Here is an 18,209-nt window from a genome sequence, read left to right as displayed (position 1 = left end):
GGTTTCGGCGAGGCACGCACCATGGAAGGAGGTGGAAAAGATGCCGATCACCCTGAACGACGAGCTCCGCGAGCTGGAGACCGAGACCTTCGAGATCGAGGAGGTCGAGGACGGCGGCGAGGCGCTCGCTGCGACCAGCTCCAGCTGCTCCTGCTCCAGCTGCTGCAGCTGCAGCACCTCGAGCTGCTGCAGCACCAGCACCAGCACCTCCAGCTGCGGCTGACCGGGTGAACGGGGTTGCCCCCGACGCTGACGACTTCCAGTCCCCGGTGGGACGCCGCACGAACGACGCACCATCCGCCGCCGGCCCGACCGGCGAGTAGCCCTGCGTGCCTCCGCTGGATCCACCGTGGTGGTGCGACGCGGACCCACCGACGACTGGCGCCACCGCGGCTCAAGGAGAGGCCCGTGCCGACACAACCCCCGACATCCGGCCTACTGCCCGACTCGGTCCGCAGCGAGCTGCGCGACCTGCAGACCGAGACGTTCGAGGTCGAGGACATCGCTGAACTGTCCGCCGACCTGATGGACATCTGCAGCAGCAGCACCAGCACGTCCAGCTGCTCCAGCTGCAGCACGTCCAGTTGTTGCAGCTGCACCTCGTCGAGTTGCAGCAGCACCAGCTGAGCCACGGCGCCGCCGGTCGCTCCGGACGTCCGGCCGGCACCGCGGCCCTGATCGACCGAGGGGAGGTAGAAGGAAAATGCCGGAACTGACTGAGGAACTCCGCGCGCTCGAGACGGAGACGTTCGAGATCGAGGACGTCGACGCCATCGACGCGATGGTCATGGACTGGTCCAGCTCCAGCTGTTCCTGCTCCAGCTGCTGCAGTTGCAGCACGTCCAGCTGCTGCAGCAGCAGCACCAGCACCGGATGCGGCGGCGGCTGACCCAGCCCAGCGCCGTAACCGCCCCCGCCGGCGGGCCACGTCGGCGGGGCGCCGGTCCCAATCTCATCAGCACAGGTCGCGACCGTAGACAGGTGAACCGCATGATCGTCGATGTCCGGACCACCTCCACCGGGTGGGACAGCAGCCTCAAGCAGCTCGGCGAGGCGTTCCACGAGCGACGCCAGGACCAGGCGCGGCAGCCGGCCCGCCACGCCGCGCCGCTCGACGGGATCACCGTCCGGATCGCCGCCCTCGGCCTGACCGACGGGTACGCCGACGGCGGCGAGGGCCTGACCGGCGACGTGGTGCCGATCTGGCTGCACGGCGCGACCGCGCTGGTCGGGCCACGCTGGACGGACACCGACGACGTGGCGGGCGCCCGGCCTGGCCCGTGCCCGCTCTGTGTGCAGCGGCGCTGGCAGGCCATCCGGGTACGCGACGAACGGCACGCCCTGGAGCACCAGGCCCGGGTCGGCACCGTGGCCCCGCTGCCCCACCTGACGCCGTTCGCGGTCGACGCGCTGTGGCAGCTCCTGCTGGACGCCTGCCGCCCCCGGACCGACCGGCCCGGCGTGGGCCGCCTGCGGCAGCTGCGGATGGACACCCTGGAGACCACCGTCGTCGAGGTGCTGGCCGACTCCGAGTGCCCGGCCTGCGCGACCGTCCGCCCGGACACCGCGGAGGCCGCGGTCATCCCGCTCACCAGCCGGCCCAAGCCGGACCCGTCCGCGTACCGGCTGCGGTCGGCCGGCGAGCTGGACCTCCCGGTCGCCGCGCTGGCGAACCCGGTCGCCGGGGCGCTGGGCGGCAGCGCCCTGCGCGCGTACAACGCCACCGCCACCGCGCCGGTGACCGGCTACTTCCGGATCCGCAGCCGCTACGACCTGCACGAGATGTGGTGGAGCGGGCACGCCAACAGCTACGGCAGCAGCGAGACCTACGCCCTGCTGGAGGGGCTGGAGCGGTACGCCGGCCAGTTCCCCCGGGCGCGGCGGACCACGGTCGTCGACAGCTACGCCAACCTGGCCCCGGACGCCCTCGACCCGGCCGGTCTGGGCTACCACCCGGCGTTCTACCACGGGCACGGGCTCTACTACGCCCCGTACTCGCCGGATGCGCCGATGCCCTGGGTCTGGGGTTACTCGCTGCGCGACCGCACCCCCCGTCTCGTGCCCGAGCAGCTCGTCTACTACCTGGACCGCCGCACCGACCACCGCAAGTTCGTCCAGGAGTGCTCCAACGGCTGCGCCAGCGGCAGCTGCCCGGAGGAGGCGCTGCTGCACGGCATGCTCGAACTCATCGAGCGGGACGCCTTCCTGCTCGCCTGGTACGGCTCGGCCCGGCTGGCCGAGATCGACCCGAGCACCTGCCGGGACGAGCGGGTGCACTTCATGCTCGACCGGGTGGACCTGCTCGGCTACGACATCCGGCTCTTCGACACCCGCGCGGACCTGCCCGTCCCGGTGGTCACCGCGGTCGCGGTCAAGCGCGGCGACGGGCTCGGTCAGCTCTGCTTCGCCGCCGGCGCCAGCCTCGACCCGGACGACGCGGTCCGCGCCGCGGTCTGCGAGACCGCCTCCTACGTGCCCGGCTTCGACGAACGGGTCGCCGCCAGCGAGCCGGAGCTGCGCGAGATGACCCGGGACTACACCAAGGTCACCGAGCTGAGCCATCACGCCCTGCTCTACGGGCTGCCGGAGATGACCCGCCACGCCGCGTTCCTCTTCGACGACCCGCCGCTGCGGTCGATGACCGAGCTGTACGGCGACTGGCTGTCGGCCCGGCCGAACCACGACGACCTGCGGGCCGACATGGAGTACCTCACCGGGCTGATCGCTGGGCTCGGCGGCGACGTCGTCGCGGTCGACCAGACCTGCCCGGAGCAGGAGGTCGCCGGGGTGCACACGATGGCCGTGGTGGCGCCCGCCCTGGTCCCCATCGACTTCGGTTGGCAGCGGCAGCGGGTGCTCTGGAGCGACCGGCTGGAGCGCCACCTGGCCCGGGGCACGCACGGACCCGACCGGCTCGGCGCCACCGGCCGCAACCCCCACCCGCACCCCTTCCCGTAGGAGCACCGACATGCAGCAGGAGGCCCTCGAGGTCGTCCGGGAGTACGCGCAGGCGGTGTTCCGCCGGGCCCGGGTCCCGATGGAACCGCTCAACTACGAGGTGGACTGGGCCGACCAGCCCTCCCGGCACACCAGCTACCCCGGCGCCCCCCGGGTGCCGCTGCCGGTGGCGCTGCCCGACCTGCCCACCCTGCGCGACTTGTTCACCGGGGAGCACCTGCCGCCGGCCGGTGGCTGGACGCTGGACCGCCTGGCCACGCTGCTGCGCCTGTCGTACGGGGTGCTCGACCGGCGGCTGACCGTGAACTGGAACCAGGACCTGGCCAAGCGGGCGCACTTCGAGCACGCCGTCTGGGGGCGGGGCACCGCCTCCGGCGGGGGCATGTACCCGGTGGAGCTCTTCCTGGTCGCCGGGCCCTCCGCGCCGCTGCTGCCGGGGGTCTACCACTACGGCACCGGCCCGCACGTGCTGGAGCGGCTGCTGCTCGGCGACGTCAGCGGCACGATCCGCGCCGCCGTCGGCGACCCGGCGGGCGGTGCGGACAGCTTCCTGGTGGCGAGCATCCGGTTCTGGAAGAACTCGTTCAAGTACAACAGCTTCTGCTACCACGTGGTCACCCAGGACCTCGGCGCCCTGCTCGGCTCCTGGGACCTGCTCGCGCGCGGGCTCGGCGTGCCGCTGCCCCGGCTGCTCGGCTTCGATCCGGCGCCGGTGGACCGGCTGCTCGGCTTCGACAGCGACCGGGAGAGCGCCTTCGCGGTCGTACCCCTGGACTGGGCCGGCGCCGCCCCGGACGCCGGCGCCGACACCGCCCCCGACGGCGGCGGTCGTGAGGGCGGAAGCGGACCCACCGGGGAGCGGCCGGCGCAGCCCCGGGTCCGGTACCCGGCGTTCGAGCGGTCCCGCCGGTTGCGGGAGTTCCCGGCCGTCACCGAGGTGCACCGGGCGGCGGCGGCCCCGGCCATCCCGGCCCCGGACGCCCTGACGGACGCCGCGCCCCGCGAACTGCCCGGCGAACCGCAGGCCCTGCCCGCGCCGGAGCTGGCGCGACTGGCGCGTCCCCTGTCGACGGTGCTGGCCACCCGGTCCAGCAGCTTCGGCCGGTTCCGCCGGCCGCCCGAGCTGACCGCCGCCGAACTCGGCACCACCCTGGCCTTCGCCACCGCGGGCCGGCACCACCCGGCCGACGCCGGGCTGCCCGGGGACGCGCCGGCCCTCACCCGCCTCTGGGTCTTCGCGAACCACGTCGACGGCCTCGACGCCGGCACCTACGCCTACTGCTCCCGGCGGCACGTGCTGCTGCCCGCCGCGCCCGAGCCCGACGGTGGGATGTCCGCCTTCCTGCAGCAGCAGTACTTCCTCACCAACTACACGATGGGGCAGGTCGGGGCGGTGCTGGCGATCGCCGGCCGGCTGGACGCCGTGCTCGACGCCGTCGGCCCGCGCGGCTACCGCATCCTCAACGCCGAGATCGGCGCCGTCGCCCAGCGGGCGTACTGCGCGGCCACGGCCCAGCGCCTGGGCTGCGGCGCGGTGCTGGGCTTCGACAACGTCGCCATGGACGAGGCCCTCGGCCTGACCGGGACCGACGAACGGACCGTGTTGTTCCTGCTGCTCGGGCGACACCCGGACGCCACCGCCGACCTGATGTACCGGCTGTGACCACCCGCCTCGCGAAGACGTCGACGAAGGAGAGACCCGTGACCGTGTCCCTGCCCGCGCCAGCGGTCACCGAGCTGTCCTGGCGGATGCCGGAGGTGTTCATGCTCCGCACCGCCGGCCTGCCGCTGGAGGTCGCCGACCGGCTCGCCTTCGACCGCAGCGCCGCCTGGGCCCGCCGCGTCCTGGACCTGGAGGACCGGCTGCGGGCGACCGGGCCGCCGCTGGCCGACGCGCTGCAGGAGGCGGTGGCCCGCAACCTGGACGACGACCAGCTGCGGCGACGGCTGATCCGGCTGCGCCGGGACGTCTGGAACCTCCGCCGGCCCAATCCCGCCGACCCCGGGGCCTGGCCGGCCGGTCCACTGGGCGGGGACACGCACCGGATGCTGGTCGGCTGGCTGGAGACCTTCGCCGCGTACCGGCGGGAGCTGGCCGACGGCGCGGCGGTGCTGGACGGTGAGCTGGCGGAACGCCGGGCCGTGCTGCACGAGCTGGCCGAGGACCCCGACCTTCGCGGCGGCATCCTGCTCGCGTCCCCCTCGCTGGACCAGTACCTGCCCGCGTACCTCGCCGGACAGGGCCGGCTCGGCAAGCGGGCCCGGCGGGTGGAACGGTCGCTGCTGGAGTACGCGCTGCGCACCACCGCCAAGACCAGCCCGTTCAGCCGGCTGACCACGGTCAACGTCGGCACCTTCGGCCCAGGGTCCGGCGCGCTGCTCGACGCCGTGCCGGTGACCGAGCGGAGCGAGGAGCCGAAGCGGGGCGTCGCCCGGCTGAACCTGGCCGCGCTGGGCCGGTTGTCGGCCATCGTGCTCGCTGACGAGGGGCTGCGGGCGGACCTGCCGGTCGCCCTCACCACCGGTTGGCGCATCGAGCGTGGCCGGCTGCGTTACCTGCGCCGGCGGCGGACCAGTTCGGAGGACGGCGAGGCCGCGATCACCCTGGAGTCGATCCACGAGTCGCTGTTCGTGCTGCCCACCGGCCGGGTGCTGCACGACATCCTGGCCGCGCTCGACGGCGGCCGGGCCCGGCGGATGGCCGACCTGGTCACCGAACTGGCCACCGCCGACCGCCCGGCGGCCGAGATGGAGCAGTACCTGCACCACCTGCTCCGGGTCGGCCTGCTGGTGGTGCCGAACCTGCACCTGGACATCCACGCCGACGACCCGGTCGAGGGCTACCGGCGGGCACTGCGGGAGATCGGCCGCGACTGGGCGGACCGGCTCGCCGAGCGGGTCGGCACCGTCAACCGGCTCGCCGCCGGCTATCCCGACCAGGACGTGGCCGGCCGCCGCCGGGTGCTCGCCGACATCCGGCGGGAGCTGGTCGCGGCCCACGCGGATCTCGGCCGCGCCGACGTCCCGGCCCCCCGCACCCTGGTGTACGAGGACGCGACCCTGCGCACCCGGGTGCCGGTCACCGCCGACCGGGGCCGCTGGGAGCGGGACGTGCTGCCCGGCCTGCGGGCGCTGGCCCGGATCATGCCGGTGTTCGACATCAACCTGCCGCGCCGGCTGGCCACGAAGGGGTTCTTCCGGGCCCGCTACGGGGTCGGTGGCCGCTGCGACGACCTGCTCACCTTCGCCCACGAGTTCCAACAGGACTTCTTCGAGCACTACTCCGGTCGGATGATGCGCCGCCGGGCGTTCGACGCCGACAACGCGTACGTGCGGCAGGAGAACTGGTTCCGGCAGGAGGAGATCACCGCGCTGGACGACGCCCGGATCGAGGTGGCCCGGCGGGTGAACGAGGCGTACGACCGGTTGCCGGCCGGCGCCGAGGAGCTGCGGCTGGACGACGACTTCATGGCGGACGTCGCCGCCATGGTGCCGGAGACGCTCGGCACGCTCGATCCCCGGTCGTTCTTCCTCCAGCTCGCCGACCAGGGCGACCGGCACCGGGTGGTGGTCAACCGGATCTACTCCGGCATGACGCTGCTGTTCTCCCGGTTCGCCCACCTCTTCGCCGACCAGGACCTCGCCGGCACGCTCCGCGCCGAGCTGGCCCGGCTGCAGCCGCCGGGCGCGGTGCTCGCCGAGCTGAAGGGCGGGTACGACGCCACCAACCTGAACCTGCACCCGGCGGTCACCCCGTACGAGCTGGTCTGCCCCGGGGAGATCAGCTTCCGGCCGGCCGGCGAGCAGATCCACATGGACGACCTCAGCGTCGAACACGACCCGGTCGCCGACCGGCTGCTGCTGCGCTCGCGCCGGCTCGACGCCGAGGTCATCCCGGTCTACCTGGGCTTCCTGCTGCCGATGGCGCTGCCCGAGGTGCAGCAGGTGCTGCTCACGTTCGCCTACCTGGGCATGGCACAGCCGGACCTGTGGGCCGGCACCACCGTGCCGTTGCCTGGTCGCGGCATCGCCGGCTACCCGCGGATCGTGCACGGCGACCTGGTGCTGCAACGGCGGATGTGGAAGCTGCACCCGGACCACCTGCCGCCGGCGCGTACCCCGGAGCAGAGCGACGCCGACTGGTTCCTGCGCTGGCAGCGGTGGCGGCGCGACAACGGCCTGCCCCGGCGGGTCTTCGCCACGCCGGAGGGCACCCGGCTCACCCCGGCCGCCGGTGACGACGGCCAACCGGGGGCGCAGCCGGGCGGCCGGCCGGACCACAAGCCGCTCTACGTCGACTTCGACAGCCACTTCTGCCTGCAGTTGCTGGAGGCGACCGGACGGGGGGCGGGCAGCCGCCTGGTGCTCACCGAGATGTTGCCGGACCGCGACGAGCAGGTGCTCCGCGGCGCCGGTGGCAGCCACGTCACCGAACTGACGGTGGAACTCAACGGCGTCCGCGCCGGAAAGGTGGACCGATGACCCACTTCCCCTCCCCGGTGGAGCACGGCTGGCTCAGCGTCCACGTCTTCTACGCCAGCAACGCCAACCCGATGCTCGTCGAGGGCGTCCGGCCGCTGGTGGACGAGCTACGGGCCGAGGGGCTGATCAGCCGGTACTTCTTCATCAAGTACTGGATGGAGGGGCCGCACGTGCGGCTGCGGGTGCTGCCGGCGCCGGGCGTCGATCCGGCGGTGGTCCGGGCGCGGGTGGACGAGGCGATCGAGGCGTTCCTGCGCCGCCGTCCCGCCCTCTACGAGGTGGACAGCGAGGGGCTGGGCGACCTGTACAAGCAGATGTTCCTCGCCGAGTACGGCCAGCAACGGTGGGACGAGGAGTACGGGCCGGACGGCGTGATGCCGATGCGGGCGAACAACAGCTACCACCACATCGCCTACGAGCGGGAGTACGGCCGCTACGGCGGACCGGCCGGGATCGAACTCGCCGAGTGGCACTTCGAGCACTCCAGCGACGTGGTGCTGGACCTGCTGGCCACCACCAACGTGCACGTCCGTCCGGTGCTGCTCGGGCTCTCCGCCCAGCTCAGCATGATGATGTGCGCGGTGTTCCTCGCCGACGACCGGCGGATCGCCGACTTCCTCGACGAGTACCGCCGGTTCTGGGAGGTCTCCTACTCGGAGCCGAGCGACGAGTACCACGCCAGCTTCGACACCAGCTACCAGCGGATGGACACCGCGTTGCGCGGGCGCCTGGCGCAGATCCGCGCGGCCGCCCGGGACGGGGCCGACGTCCGGCCCGGGGGTGTGGAGGGCCGCTGGTCGGCGCACTGCCGGGAGCTGCGGGGCCGGGTCGTCGCCGCCGTCGAACGGGGTGACCTGGTGTTCCAGCGCGGCGGCGGCGAACCCACCCCGGTCCGCGACCTCGACGTCGCGCTGCCCATCCTGCTCAGCTCGTACCTGCACATGACGAACAACCGGCTCGGCGTGAGCATCCTCGACGAGATCTACCTGTCGTACGTGATGCGGACCGCGCTCCTCGACGACGTCGCTCCGGCCGGTCCACGATGACCACGGTGGACGTGACCTGGACCCGGCCCCGGCTGCGGGCCGGGATCGTGCTCGGCCCGGGCCAGTGGCGGGGGGAGAAGCTCGTCCACCACGTCAAGGACCCGGAGACCGGCTGGTACTACCGGATCGGGCCGCGCGAGCACTTCCTGCTGTCCCGGATGGACGGCACCCGGACGCTCGACGACCTGGCCACCGAGTACGCCGCCGCGTTCCGGCGGCGCCTCGGGCCGGAGAACTGGCAGCAGCTCTTCGGCATGCTGCACAAGCGGCAACTGCTCGACGGCGCCACCGATCCGGAGGCTGTCGCCCGGCTCACCGCGGCGGCCGCCGAGGGCGCGGCCAAGACCCGGCGCGGCCCGCTGTCGGCCCGGTGGCCGCTGTACGGCCCGGACCGGTTCTTCGACCGGCTGCTGCCCCGGCTGGCGCCGCTGTTCACCTGGTGGTTCGTGCTGCCGGCGCTGCTGGTCGTGCTGGCGGTCGCCGGGTACGTGGCGCTGCACCTGCCGGCGTTGCTCGACGTGGTCGCCCGGGGCGACCGCCCGCTCCCCGCGATCCTGGCCGCCGTGGTGATCACCTGGGTGATCGTCTTCCTGCACGAGTGCGCCCACGGGCTGACCTGCCGGCACTTCGGCGGGCGCGGCACCGAGATCGGGGTGATGTGGCGCTTCCCGCTGCTGGCCCCGTACTGCAAGGTCGACGACATCGTGCTGTTCACCCCGCGCCGGCGGGTGGCGACCGCGTTCGCCGGCGTGTTCGTCAGCATGCTGGCGCTGGTGCCGTTCGCCGCCATCCGGCTCTGGGGTACGCCCGGGGCACTCCACGACCTGGCCGGCACGATGCTGCTCTTCGGCACCGCGACCGCCGCGCTCAACCTGGTGCCCTTCCTCCGGCTCGACGGCTACTACATGCTCAGCCACGCGCTGAACCTCGGCGACCTGCGGACCGACAGCTACCGGTTCTACGGCCGGCTGCTGCGCCAGGGCCCGGGCGCGGTCCGTGGCTACCGCCCCCGGGACCGGGTGGCGTACGCCCTCTACGGCCTGGCCTCCCTGGCGTTCGCGGTGACGGTGCTGACCCTGCTGGTGCGCTACTGGTACGTCTCGCTGGCCGGCTGGGTGGGCCCCGGGTGGGCCGTCGCCATCCTGGTCGCGGAGGCGGTGCTGCTGATGGCCCTGGCCGCCCGCGTCGCCCGCCGGCGCACCCGGAATCCCTCGACCTGACGCTGCCCTGCGCGACAGCGTGGAATACTGCCCGAAAGGGGAAAAGTAGGGCAGATCTGTATGGTCATGCGGGGTGGGGCGGCTGAGCTGCCGGGGAGCCGCCAGCCCCCGCAGCGGGCCGGCTTCGTCGAACTGCTCTTCGACGTGGTGCTGGTCTTCGCCCTCACCCGCCTCTCCGACCGCCTGGTCCACCAGTTGGACTGGCACGGCTTCTACTCGGCGCTGGTGCTCACCCTGGCCATCTGGTGGCTCTGGTACCGGATGGCCTGGACGGCCAACCGGTACGACCCCACCCGTCCGATGATCCAGGTCATGGTCATCGTGACCATGCTCGGCGCCTTGTTGATGGGCGCCGCGCTGCCGGCGGCGTTCGAGGCTTACGGGGCCGTCTTCGCGGGGGTCTACGTCGCCGTCGAGGTTCTCCGACATCTCTGGCTCGTGCTGTTCGGCGGCGACGGTTACGCGCGGGGGGTCAGCGTCCGGATCCTCTTCTGGGCATGCATCTCGGCCGTCCCGTGGCTCGCCGGGATATTCGCCCACGGCGACATCCGGCTGGTCTGGTGGACCGTGGCGGTCCTCATCGACTACGTCGGCGGGCTGCTCGACTTCCCGACCCCCTGGCTGGGCCGTGCGGGCCTGCGCGGTCAGCCGATCGCCGAGGAGCACCTGACGGAGCGCTACCGGCAGGTGCTCATCATCGCCTTCGGGGAAACCATCCTGACCTCCGGCATCCAGATCAGCCCGTACGGCTTCCAGCGCGAGCGGACGGCCGCGCTGCTGGTGGCGTTCGTGATCACCGTGCTGCTCTGGCAGATCTACTACTACCGCGCGGGCGAGTTGCTCCCCGCCGCCATCGCGTCGTCCCGGGCCCCGGCCTATGTCGGTGAGCTCGCGTCCTACGCGCACCTGATCATGGTGGTCGGCGTCTCGGTCAGCGCCGTGGGGGACCGGCTGATCATCGCGGAACCCTTCGGCGAGACCAAGCCGTCGCGGTTCCTGGTCATCCTCGGCGGTCCGGCGCTGTTCCTGGTCGGCCGGGCGATGCTCGACTACGCCGCCTTCAGTCGCATCTCCTGGTCGCGGCTGGTCGGGCTCGCGCTGCTTGCGATCCTGGTCCCGGTGGCGCACGCGGTGCCACCGCTGCTGGTGGCCCTGGCCGCGGCCCTGGTGCTGGTCGGCGTCGCCACCGCCAACGTGATCTCCTGGCGGCTGTACCCGAGGGAGGCGGCACCGCCCGACGTGCCGCCGAGAGCCTGACGGCAGGTTCATGCAGTCGCCTGTATGAACTTGCAGCGCGATGCCGATCCTGTTAGCCTGTGATGCATAGTCATGCGGAGGTGAGTATGGGTATCCGGGTCGCGGTCGCCGGGGCGAGTGGGTACGCCGGTGGTGAGCTGCTGCGTCTGCTCGCCGGGCACCCCGAGCTCGACCTCGTCGCGGCCACCGCCCACTCGCAGGCCGGCCAGCCCGTCGCCGCCATACACCCGCAGCTCGCCGGGCTGGACCTGGTGCTCGGGGCGACCGATCCGGCCACCCTGGCCGACGCGGACCTGGTCTTCCTGGCCCTGCCGCACGGCCAGTCGGCGGCCCTCGCCGCGGCGCTCCCCGCCACCGTCAAGGTGGTGGATCTCGGCGCCGACCACCGGCTGCGTGACGCGGACGCCTGGTCCCGCTACTACGGCGGCCCGCACGCCGGGGCCTGGACCTACGGGCTGCCGGAGCTGCCCGGCCAGCGGGCCGCGATCGCCGCGGCGACCCGGGTGGCCAGCACCGGCTGCTACGCGGTGGCCACCACCCTCGCCCTCGCCCCGCTGATCGCCGCCGGTGCGGTCCACCCCGCCGACGTGGTGGTGGTCGCCGCCTCCGGCACCTCCGGCGCCGGCCGGGCCGCCAAGGCCCACCTGCTCGGCAGCGAGGTGATGGGCGACCTGTCGCCCTACAAGGTCGGCGCACACCAGCACGTGCCGGAGATCAAGCAGGCCACCGGGGCGACCGGCCTCTCCTTCACCCCGGTGCTCGCCCCGATGCCCCGGGGCATCCTCGCCACGGTCACCGCCGTCCCCACCGGCGACGCCGACCCGCGCGCGGTGCTGGCGCGGGCGTACGCGGACGCGCCCTTCGTGCACGTGCTGCCCGAGGGGGCGTGGCCGCACACCGCCGCCACCGCCGGCTCGAACTCGTGCCACCTCCAGGCCACCGTCGACGTCGACTCCGGCCGGGTGATCGTGGTCAGCGCCATCGACAACCTGGGCAAGGGCGCGGCCGGCCAGGCCGTGCAGAACGCCAACCTGATGCTCGGCCTCCCCGAGACCACCGGACTCCCCGTCTTCGGAGTAGCCCCATGAGCGCGCGTAGCGAGCGAATCAGCAAGCACAGCCCGCCGCGGCGTCATGCCGCGCCTGCGCGGAGCGGAGGCGGAGCATGACCGTCACCACCCCCCGGGGCTTCCGGGCCGCCGGTGTCGCCGCCGGCCTCAAGGCCAGCGGCGCCGGCGACGTTGCCCTGGTCCTCAACGACGGCCCCGACGCCGGGGTGGCCGCCGTCTTCACCGCCAACCGGGTCAAGGCCGCCCCGGTGCTATGGACCCAGCAGGTCGTCCGGGGCGGCGTGGTCCGCGCCGTCGTGCTCAACTCCGGCGGGGCGAACGCCTGCACCGGCCCGGCCGGCTTCCAGGACACCCACGCCACCGCCGAGCACACCGCCACCGCGCTCACCGCCAGCAGCCCCCGGCTGATGCTCGGCGCCGGTGAGGTCGCCGTCTGCTCGACCGGCCTGATCGGCGAGCGGCTCCCGATGGACAAACTCCTGCCCGGCGTCCGCGCCGCGGTCCGCGGGCTGTCCCGCGAGGGCGGCCAGCCGGCCGCCGAGGCGATCATGACGACCGACACCCGGCCCAAGACCACCGTGGTCGGCGGCAGCGGCTGGACCGTCGGCGGCATGGCGAAGGGCGCCGGCATGCTCGCCCCGGCGATGGCCACCATGCTCTGCGTGCTCACCACCGACGCGGTGGCCGGGCCGGAGATCCTCGACGCCGCGCTGCGGGCCGCCACCCGGGTCACCTTCGACCGGATCGACTCGGACGGCTGCATGAGCACCAACGACACGGTGCTGCTGCTGGCCAGCGGTGCGTCCGGGATCGCGCCCACCGAGGCGGAGCTGACCGCCGCGGTCACCGCCGCCTGCCACGACCTGGCCCAGCAGCTCATCGCCGACGCCGAGGGCGCCACCAAGCAGATCGCCATCGACGTGGTCGGCGCCGCCACCGAGGAGGACGCGGTCGAGGTCGGCCGGTCGGTGGCCCGGAACAACCTGGTCAAGACCGCGCTGTTCGGCAACGACCCGAACTGGGGCCGGATCCTCGCCGCGGTCGGCACCACCACCGCCGCCTTCGAGCCGGACGGGGTGGACGTCGCGGTCAACGGGGTGTGGGTGTGCCGCAGCGGTGCGGCCGCCGAGGACCGCGCCAAGGTGGACCTCACCGGCCGGGACGTCACCATCCGGATCGACCTGCACGCCGGCGAGGCCGCCGCGACGATCTGGACCAACGACCTGTCGCACGCGTACGTGCACGAGAACTCGGCGTACTCCACATGAGCCTCACCGCGGACCTCACCCGGGCCCAGGCCAAGGCCGAGACGCTGATCGAGGCCCTGCCCTGGCTGGCCCGCTTCTCCGGCGCCACCGTCGTGGTCAAGTACGGCGGCAACGCCATGGTCGACCCCGAGTTGCAGCGCGCCTTCGCCGCCGACATGGTCTTCCTCCGGTACGCCGGTCTCAAGCCGGTCGTCGTGCACGGCGGCGGGCCGCAGATCTCCGCCATGCTGGGCCGGCTCGGCATCGCCAGCGAGTTCAAGGGCGGCCTGCGGGTCACCACCCCCGAGGCGATGGACGTCGTGCGGATGGTTCTCGTGGGGCAGGTCGGCCGGGAGCTGGTCGGCCTGATCAACGCGCACGGCCCGTTCGCGGTCGGCCTCTCCGGCGAGGACGCCGGGCTGTTCACCGCGGTGCGCCGCCCGGCGTACGTGGACGGGGAGCCGGTCGACGTCGGCCAGGTCGGCGACGTGGAGTCGGTGGACGTGTCGGCGGTCGCCGACCTCATCGCCGCCGGCCGGATCCCGGTGATCTCCACGGTCGCGCCGGACGCCGACGGCGTGCTGCACAACCTCAACGCCGACACCGCCGCCGCCGCGCTGGCGGTCGCCCTGGACGCCCGCAAGCTGGTCGTGCTCACCGACGTCGCCGGCCTCTACGCCGACTGGCCGGACACGTCCAGCCTGGTCAGCGAGATCAGCACCGACGAGCTGGCGAAGCTGCTGCCGTCCCTGGAGTCGGGAATGGTCCCGAAGATGGAGGCCTGCCTGCGGGCGGTGGGCGGAGGAGTGCCCGCCGCGCACGTCGTCGACGGCCGGGTCGCCCACTCCACGCTGCTCGAGGTCTTCACCTCAGAAGGTTTCGGCACGATGGTCGTGAGCGCGAGGAGTGAGCTTGCGAGCCCCGCAGTCGGGAACGAAAGGGGAGCCCGGTGAGCGCGAGGAGTGAGCTTGCGAGCCCCGCAGTCGGGAACGAAAGGGGAGCCCGGTGAGCGCGAGGAGTGAGCTTGCGAGCCCCGCAGCCGCGAACAAGGAAGGCAAGGTCGGATGAGCACGCTGGTGGAGCGCTGGGGCGCGGCCATGATGGACAACTACGGCACCCCGCCGCTCGCGCTCGTCTCCGGCTCCGGCGCCGTCGTGGTCGACGAGGCCGGCCGGGAGTACGTCGACCTGCTCGGCGGCATCGCGGTCAACGCCCTCGGCCATGCCCACCCGGCCGTGGTGGCCGCCGTGTCCAAGCAGGTCGCCACCCTCGGGCACGTCTCCAACCTGTTCGTCGCCGAGCCGCCGGTCGCCCTCGCCGAGCTGCTGCTGGCCCTCGCCGGCCGGCCCGGGCGGGTGTTCTTCGCCAACTCCGGCGCCGAGGCGAACGAGGCCGCGTTCAAGCTCTCCCGGCTGACCGGGCGCACCCACGTGGTCGCCACCCAGGGCGGCTTCCACGGCCGGACCATGGGCGCCCTGGCGCTCACCGGCCAGCCGGCCAAGGCCGACCCCTTCCGCCCGCTTCCCGGTGACGTCACCCACGTGCCGTACGGCGACGCCGCAGCCCTGGCGGCCGCCGTCACCGACGCCACCGCCATGGTGATCATCGAGCCGATCCAGGGTGAGAACGGCGTCGTCGTCCCGCCGCCCGGCTACCTGGCCGAGGCGCGGCGGATCACCGCCGGCCACGGCGCCCTGCTGGTGCTCGACGAGGTGCAGACCGGCGTCGGCCGCACCGGGCACTGGTTCGCCCACCAGGCCGAGGGCGTCGAGCCGGACCTGGTCACGCTCGCCAAGGGACTCGGCGGGGGCCTGCCCATCGGCGCCTGCCTGGCTTTCGGCCGGGCCGCCGAGCTGCTCGGCCCCGGCTCACACGGCACCACGTTCGGCGGCAACCCGGTCAGCTGCGCGGCCGCCCTCGCGGTGATCTCGACGATCGCCAGCGAGGGGCTGCTCGACCACGTCAAGCGGATCGGGGAGCGGCTACGGCGGGGGATCGAGGCGCTCGGCCACCCGCTCGTCGCCGAGGTACGCGGCGCCGGCCTGCTGCTCGGCGTCGTGCTCGACCAGCCGGTGGCCGGCGCGCTGGCGACCGCGCTGCGCGGCGCCGGCTTCCTGGTCAACCCGGTGCAGCCCGGCGTGGTCCGGCTCGCCCCGCCGCTGATCCTCAGCGCCGCGCAGGTCGACGCCTTCCTCGCCGCCCTGCCGGCCGCGCTCGCCGCCGCCGCGCCCGTCCCGGCGATCCCCGCCGAGGATGCCCCGACCACGACGGAGGTCCCCGCATGATCCGGCACTTCCTGCGGGACGACGACCTCTCGCCCGCCGAGCAGTCGGCCGTGCTCGACCTCGCGGCCCGGATGAAGGCGGACCGCTTCGGCCACCAGCCCCTCGCCGGGCCGCGGTCGGTGGCGGTGCTCTTCGACAAGCAGAGCCTGCGCACCCGGTTCTCGTTCGACGTGGGCATCGCCGAGCTGGGCGGGCACCCGCTCGTGGTGGACACCCAGGTCACCCACTTCGGGCGGGGCGAGACCCTGGCCGACGCCGGTCGGGTGCTCTCCCGCTACGTGGCCGCGATCGTGCTGCGGACCCACGGCGACGACCGGATCGCCGAGGTCGCCGCGCACGCCACCGTGCCGGTGGTCAACGCGCTCACCGACGCGTACCACCCCTGCCAGTTGCTCGCCGACCTGCTCACCGTCCGCGAGCGGTTCGGCGCCACCGCCGGACGGACCCTCGCGTACGTCGGGGACGCGGCGAACAACATGGCGCATTCCTACCTGCTGGCCGGGGCGACCGCCGGGATGCACGTCCGGATCGCCGGGCCGGCCGGGTTCCAGCCCGACCCCGAGGTGGTCGCCCGGGCCGAGAAGATCGCCGCCGGCACCGGCGGATCGGTCCGCGTGCTCACCGACCCGGTCGAGGCGGTCCGCGCCGCCGACGTGATCGCCACCGACACCTGGACCTCCATGGGTCAGGAGTCCGACGGCCTCGACCGGACCACCCCGTTCCTGCCGTACCAGGTCAACGACGCGTTGCTCGGCCACGCCGCGGCCGACGTCATCGTGCTGCACTGCCTGCCCGCCCACCGGGGCGAGGAGATCACCGACGAGGTGCTCGACGGGCCGCGCAGCGCCGTCTTCGACCAGGCGGAGAATCGCCTGCACGCCCAGAAGGCGCTGCTGACGTTTCTCCTGGAGGCATCAACCCCATGACCGCCCCGCTGACCCGCGCCGCCCGGCACGCCCGCATCGTCGAGCTGATCCGCGACCGGGCCATCCACTCGCAGACCGAGCTTGCCGACCTGCTCGCCGGCGACGGCATCCAGGTCACCCAGGCCACCCTCTCCCGGGACCTCAAGGAGCTGGGGGCGGTCACCGCGCGCGGCGGCGACGGGCGGGGCGTCTATCTGATCCCGGAGGACGGCCACCGGCCGCTGCGCGAGGCCGAGGCCGCCCCGGCCCGGCTCGTCCGGCTGCTGCGTGAGCTGCTCAACGGGGTCGACTCCAGCGGCAACATCGCCGTGCTGCGCACCCCGCCGGGCGCAGCCCACTATCTGGCCAGCGCGTTGGACCGAGCGGGCCTGCCCGAGGTCGTCGGCACCATCGCCGGCGACGACACCATCCTCGTCGTGGCCCGCGAGGCCGTCGGCGGCGCCGCGTTGGGCGACAAGCTCGCCGCGTGGGCCCGCCGGGAAGAGAACGTTGAAGGGAGCACCACACCATGACCGAGCGGGTCGTCCTGGCGTACTCCGGGGGTCTCGACACCTCCGTCGCCATCCCGTACCTGGCCGAGCAGACCGGCGCCGAGGTGATCGCGGTAGCGGTCGACGTCGGCCAGGGCGGCGAGGACATGAACGTCATCCGGCAGCGGGCGCTGGACTGCGGCGCCGCCGAGTCCGAGGTGGTCGACGCGCGCGACGAGTTCGCCGCCGAGTACTGCCTGCCGGCGATCCGCGCCAACGCCCTCTACATGGACCGCTACCCGCTGGTCTCCGCGCTGTCCCGGCCGCTGATCGTCAAGCACCTGGTGGCCGCGGCGAAGAAGCACGGCGGCACCATCGTGTCGCACGGCTGCACCGGCAAGGGCAACGACCAGGTCCGCTTCGAGGTCGGCCTCGGCGCGCTCGCCCCCGACCTGAAGATCATCGCCCCGGCCCGGGACTTCGCCTGGACCCGGGACAAGGCGATCGCCTTCGCCGAGGAGACGGGGCTGCCGATCGACGTGTCGGCCAAGTCGCCGTACTCCATTGACCAGAACCTGTGGGGCCGCGCGGTCGAGACCGGCTTCCTGGAGGACATCTGGAACGGCCCGATCGAGGACCTCTACTCCTACACCTCCGACCCCAGCGAGCCGCGGGACGCCGACGAGGTCGTCATCACCTTCGACGCCGGCGTGCCGGTCGCCATCGACGGCGAGACCGTCACCCCGTACCAGGCGATCCTGGAGCTCAACCGGCGCGCCGGCGCCCAGGGCGTCGGCCGGCTGGACATGGTCGAGGACCGGCTGGTCGGCATCAAGAGCCGCGAGGTGTACGAGGCGCCCGGCGCGATCGCCCTGATCACCGCCCACCAGGAGCTGGAGAACGTCACCGTCGAGCGGGACCTGGCCCGGTTCAAGCGCGGCGTCGACCAGCGCTGGGGCGAGCTGGTCTACGACGGCCTCTGGTTCTCGCCGCTGAAGAACGCCCTCGACGCGTTCATCGACGACGCCCAGCAGCACGTTTCCGGCGAGGTGCGGCTCACCCTGCACGGCGGCCGGGCCACCGTCACCGGCCGGCGCTCCGAGGCCAGCCTGTACGACTTCGGCATGGCCACCTACGACACCGGCGACACCTTCGACCAGTCCCTCGCGAAGGGCTTCGTGCAGCTGTGGGGCCTGCCCAGCCGGATGGCCGCCGCGCGGGACGCCCGGCTGGGTGGCGCCTGATCGTG

At 73.3% G+C, this 18,209-nt stretch carries 16 protein-coding genes; all 16 read left to right on the top strand.

The genetic code is table 11. The features are described from left to right. Positions 1-40 precede the first annotated feature (40 nt). The 16 genes from ACFYML_RS05360 (at position 41) to ACFYML_RS05285 (ending at position 18,204) form a co-directional block, all read left to right on the top strand. The gene (locus ACFYML_RS05360; RefSeq protein WP_046564715.1) at positions 41-223 is read left to right on the top strand and encodes a hypothetical protein; all 183 of its coding nucleotides are present in this window, start codon (positions 41-43) and stop codon (positions 221-223) included. Positions 224-408: 185 nt separating this feature from the next. Then, positions 409-627: a thiazolylpeptide-type bacteriocin gene (locus ACFYML_RS05355; protein WP_241825274.1), complete on the top strand. Its 219-nt coding sequence runs from the start codon at positions 409-411 to the stop codon at positions 625-627. Positions 628-703: 76 nt separating this feature from the next. Next, on the top strand, positions 704-889 hold the full coding sequence (locus tag ACFYML_RS05350) for a thiazolylpeptide-type bacteriocin (RefSeq protein WP_046564718.1): 186 nt from the start codon (positions 704-706) through the stop codon (positions 887-889). A 101-nt stretch (positions 890-990) separates the two neighbouring features. Further along, the gene (locus ACFYML_RS05345) at positions 991-2,958 is read left to right on the top strand and encodes a TOMM precursor leader peptide-binding protein (RefSeq protein WP_387419430.1); all 1,968 of its coding nucleotides are present in this window, start codon (positions 991-993) and stop codon (positions 2,956-2,958) included. 10 nt (positions 2,959-2,968) lie between these two features. After that, positions 2,969-4,621: a nitroreductase family protein gene (locus ACFYML_RS05340; RefSeq protein WP_387419429.1), complete on the top strand. Its 1,653-nt coding sequence runs from the start codon at positions 2,969-2,971 to the stop codon at positions 4,619-4,621. Between the two features lie 38 nt (positions 4,622-4,659). Then, positions 4,660-7,440, top strand: a complete 2,781-nt coding sequence (locus ACFYML_RS05335; protein ID WP_387419428.1) for a lantibiotic dehydratase — start codon at positions 4,660-4,662, stop codon at positions 7,438-7,440. Then, positions 7,437-8,486, top strand: a complete 1,050-nt coding sequence (locus ACFYML_RS05330) for a thiopeptide-type bacteriocin biosynthesis protein (protein ID WP_387419427.1) — start codon at positions 7,437-7,439, stop codon at positions 8,484-8,486. Before ACFYML_RS05335 ends, ACFYML_RS05330 begins: the two co-directional genes overlap by 4 nt. Before the next feature lie 5 nt (positions 8,487-8,491). Continuing rightward, a complete protein-coding gene (locus tag ACFYML_RS05325) occupies positions 8,492-9,706 on the top strand; it encodes a hypothetical protein (protein ID WP_387419426.1) in 1,215 nt (404 codons plus the stop codon). A 60-nt stretch (positions 9,707-9,766) separates the two neighbouring features. After that, a complete protein-coding gene (locus ACFYML_RS05320) occupies positions 9,767-10,963 on the top strand; it encodes a low temperature requirement protein A (RefSeq protein WP_387419425.1) in 1,197 nt (398 codons plus the stop codon). Between the two features lie 86 nt (positions 10,964-11,049). After that, positions 11,050-12,051: an N-acetyl-gamma-glutamyl-phosphate reductase gene (gene argC / locus ACFYML_RS05315; RefSeq protein WP_387419721.1), complete on the top strand. Its 1,002-nt coding sequence runs from the start codon at positions 11,050-11,052 to the stop codon at positions 12,049-12,051. A gap of 76 nt (positions 12,052-12,127) precedes the next feature. Beyond that, positions 12,128-13,300, top strand: a complete 1,173-nt coding sequence (gene argJ, locus ACFYML_RS05310) for a bifunctional glutamate N-acetyltransferase/amino-acid acetyltransferase ArgJ (RefSeq protein WP_387419424.1) — start codon at positions 12,128-12,130, stop codon at positions 13,298-13,300. Continuing rightward, positions 13,297-14,232 carry an acetylglutamate kinase gene (gene argB, locus ACFYML_RS05305; protein WP_387419423.1) on the top strand — a complete coding sequence of 312 codons (936 nt, stop codon included), beginning with the start codon at positions 13,297-13,299 and terminating at the stop codon, positions 14,230-14,232. The genes argJ and argB overlap by 4 nt, the downstream gene beginning before the upstream one ends. A 111-nt stretch (positions 14,233-14,343) precedes the next feature. Next, positions 14,344-15,564, top strand: a complete 1,221-nt coding sequence (locus tag ACFYML_RS05300; RefSeq protein WP_387419422.1) for an acetylornithine transaminase — start codon at positions 14,344-14,346, stop codon at positions 15,562-15,564. Continuing rightward, a complete protein-coding gene (gene argF / locus ACFYML_RS05295; protein WP_387419421.1) occupies positions 15,561-16,490 on the top strand; it encodes an ornithine carbamoyltransferase in 930 nt (309 codons plus the stop codon). The genes ACFYML_RS05300 and argF overlap by 4 nt, the downstream gene beginning before the upstream one ends. After that, positions 16,487-17,002 carry an arginine repressor gene (locus ACFYML_RS05290; protein ID WP_073835312.1) on the top strand — a complete coding sequence of 172 codons (516 nt, stop codon included), beginning with the start codon at positions 16,487-16,489 and terminating at the stop codon, positions 17,000-17,002. Before argF ends, ACFYML_RS05290 begins: the two co-directional genes overlap by 4 nt. Then, a complete protein-coding gene (locus ACFYML_RS05285; RefSeq protein ID WP_387419420.1) occupies positions 16,999-18,204 on the top strand; it encodes an argininosuccinate synthase in 1,206 nt (401 codons plus the stop codon). Before ACFYML_RS05290 ends, ACFYML_RS05285 begins: the two co-directional genes overlap by 4 nt. The last annotated feature ends 5 nt before the right edge of the window (positions 18,205-18,209 follow it).

It is taken from the genome of Micromonospora sp. NPDC007230 (genome assembly GCF_042869115.1).
GTDB lineage: Bacteria > Actinomycetota > Actinomycetes > Mycobacteriales > Micromonosporaceae > Micromonospora.
The sequence above is the reverse complement of the archived record's forward strand: the minus strand, read 5'-3'. Positions and strand labels throughout refer to the sequence as shown.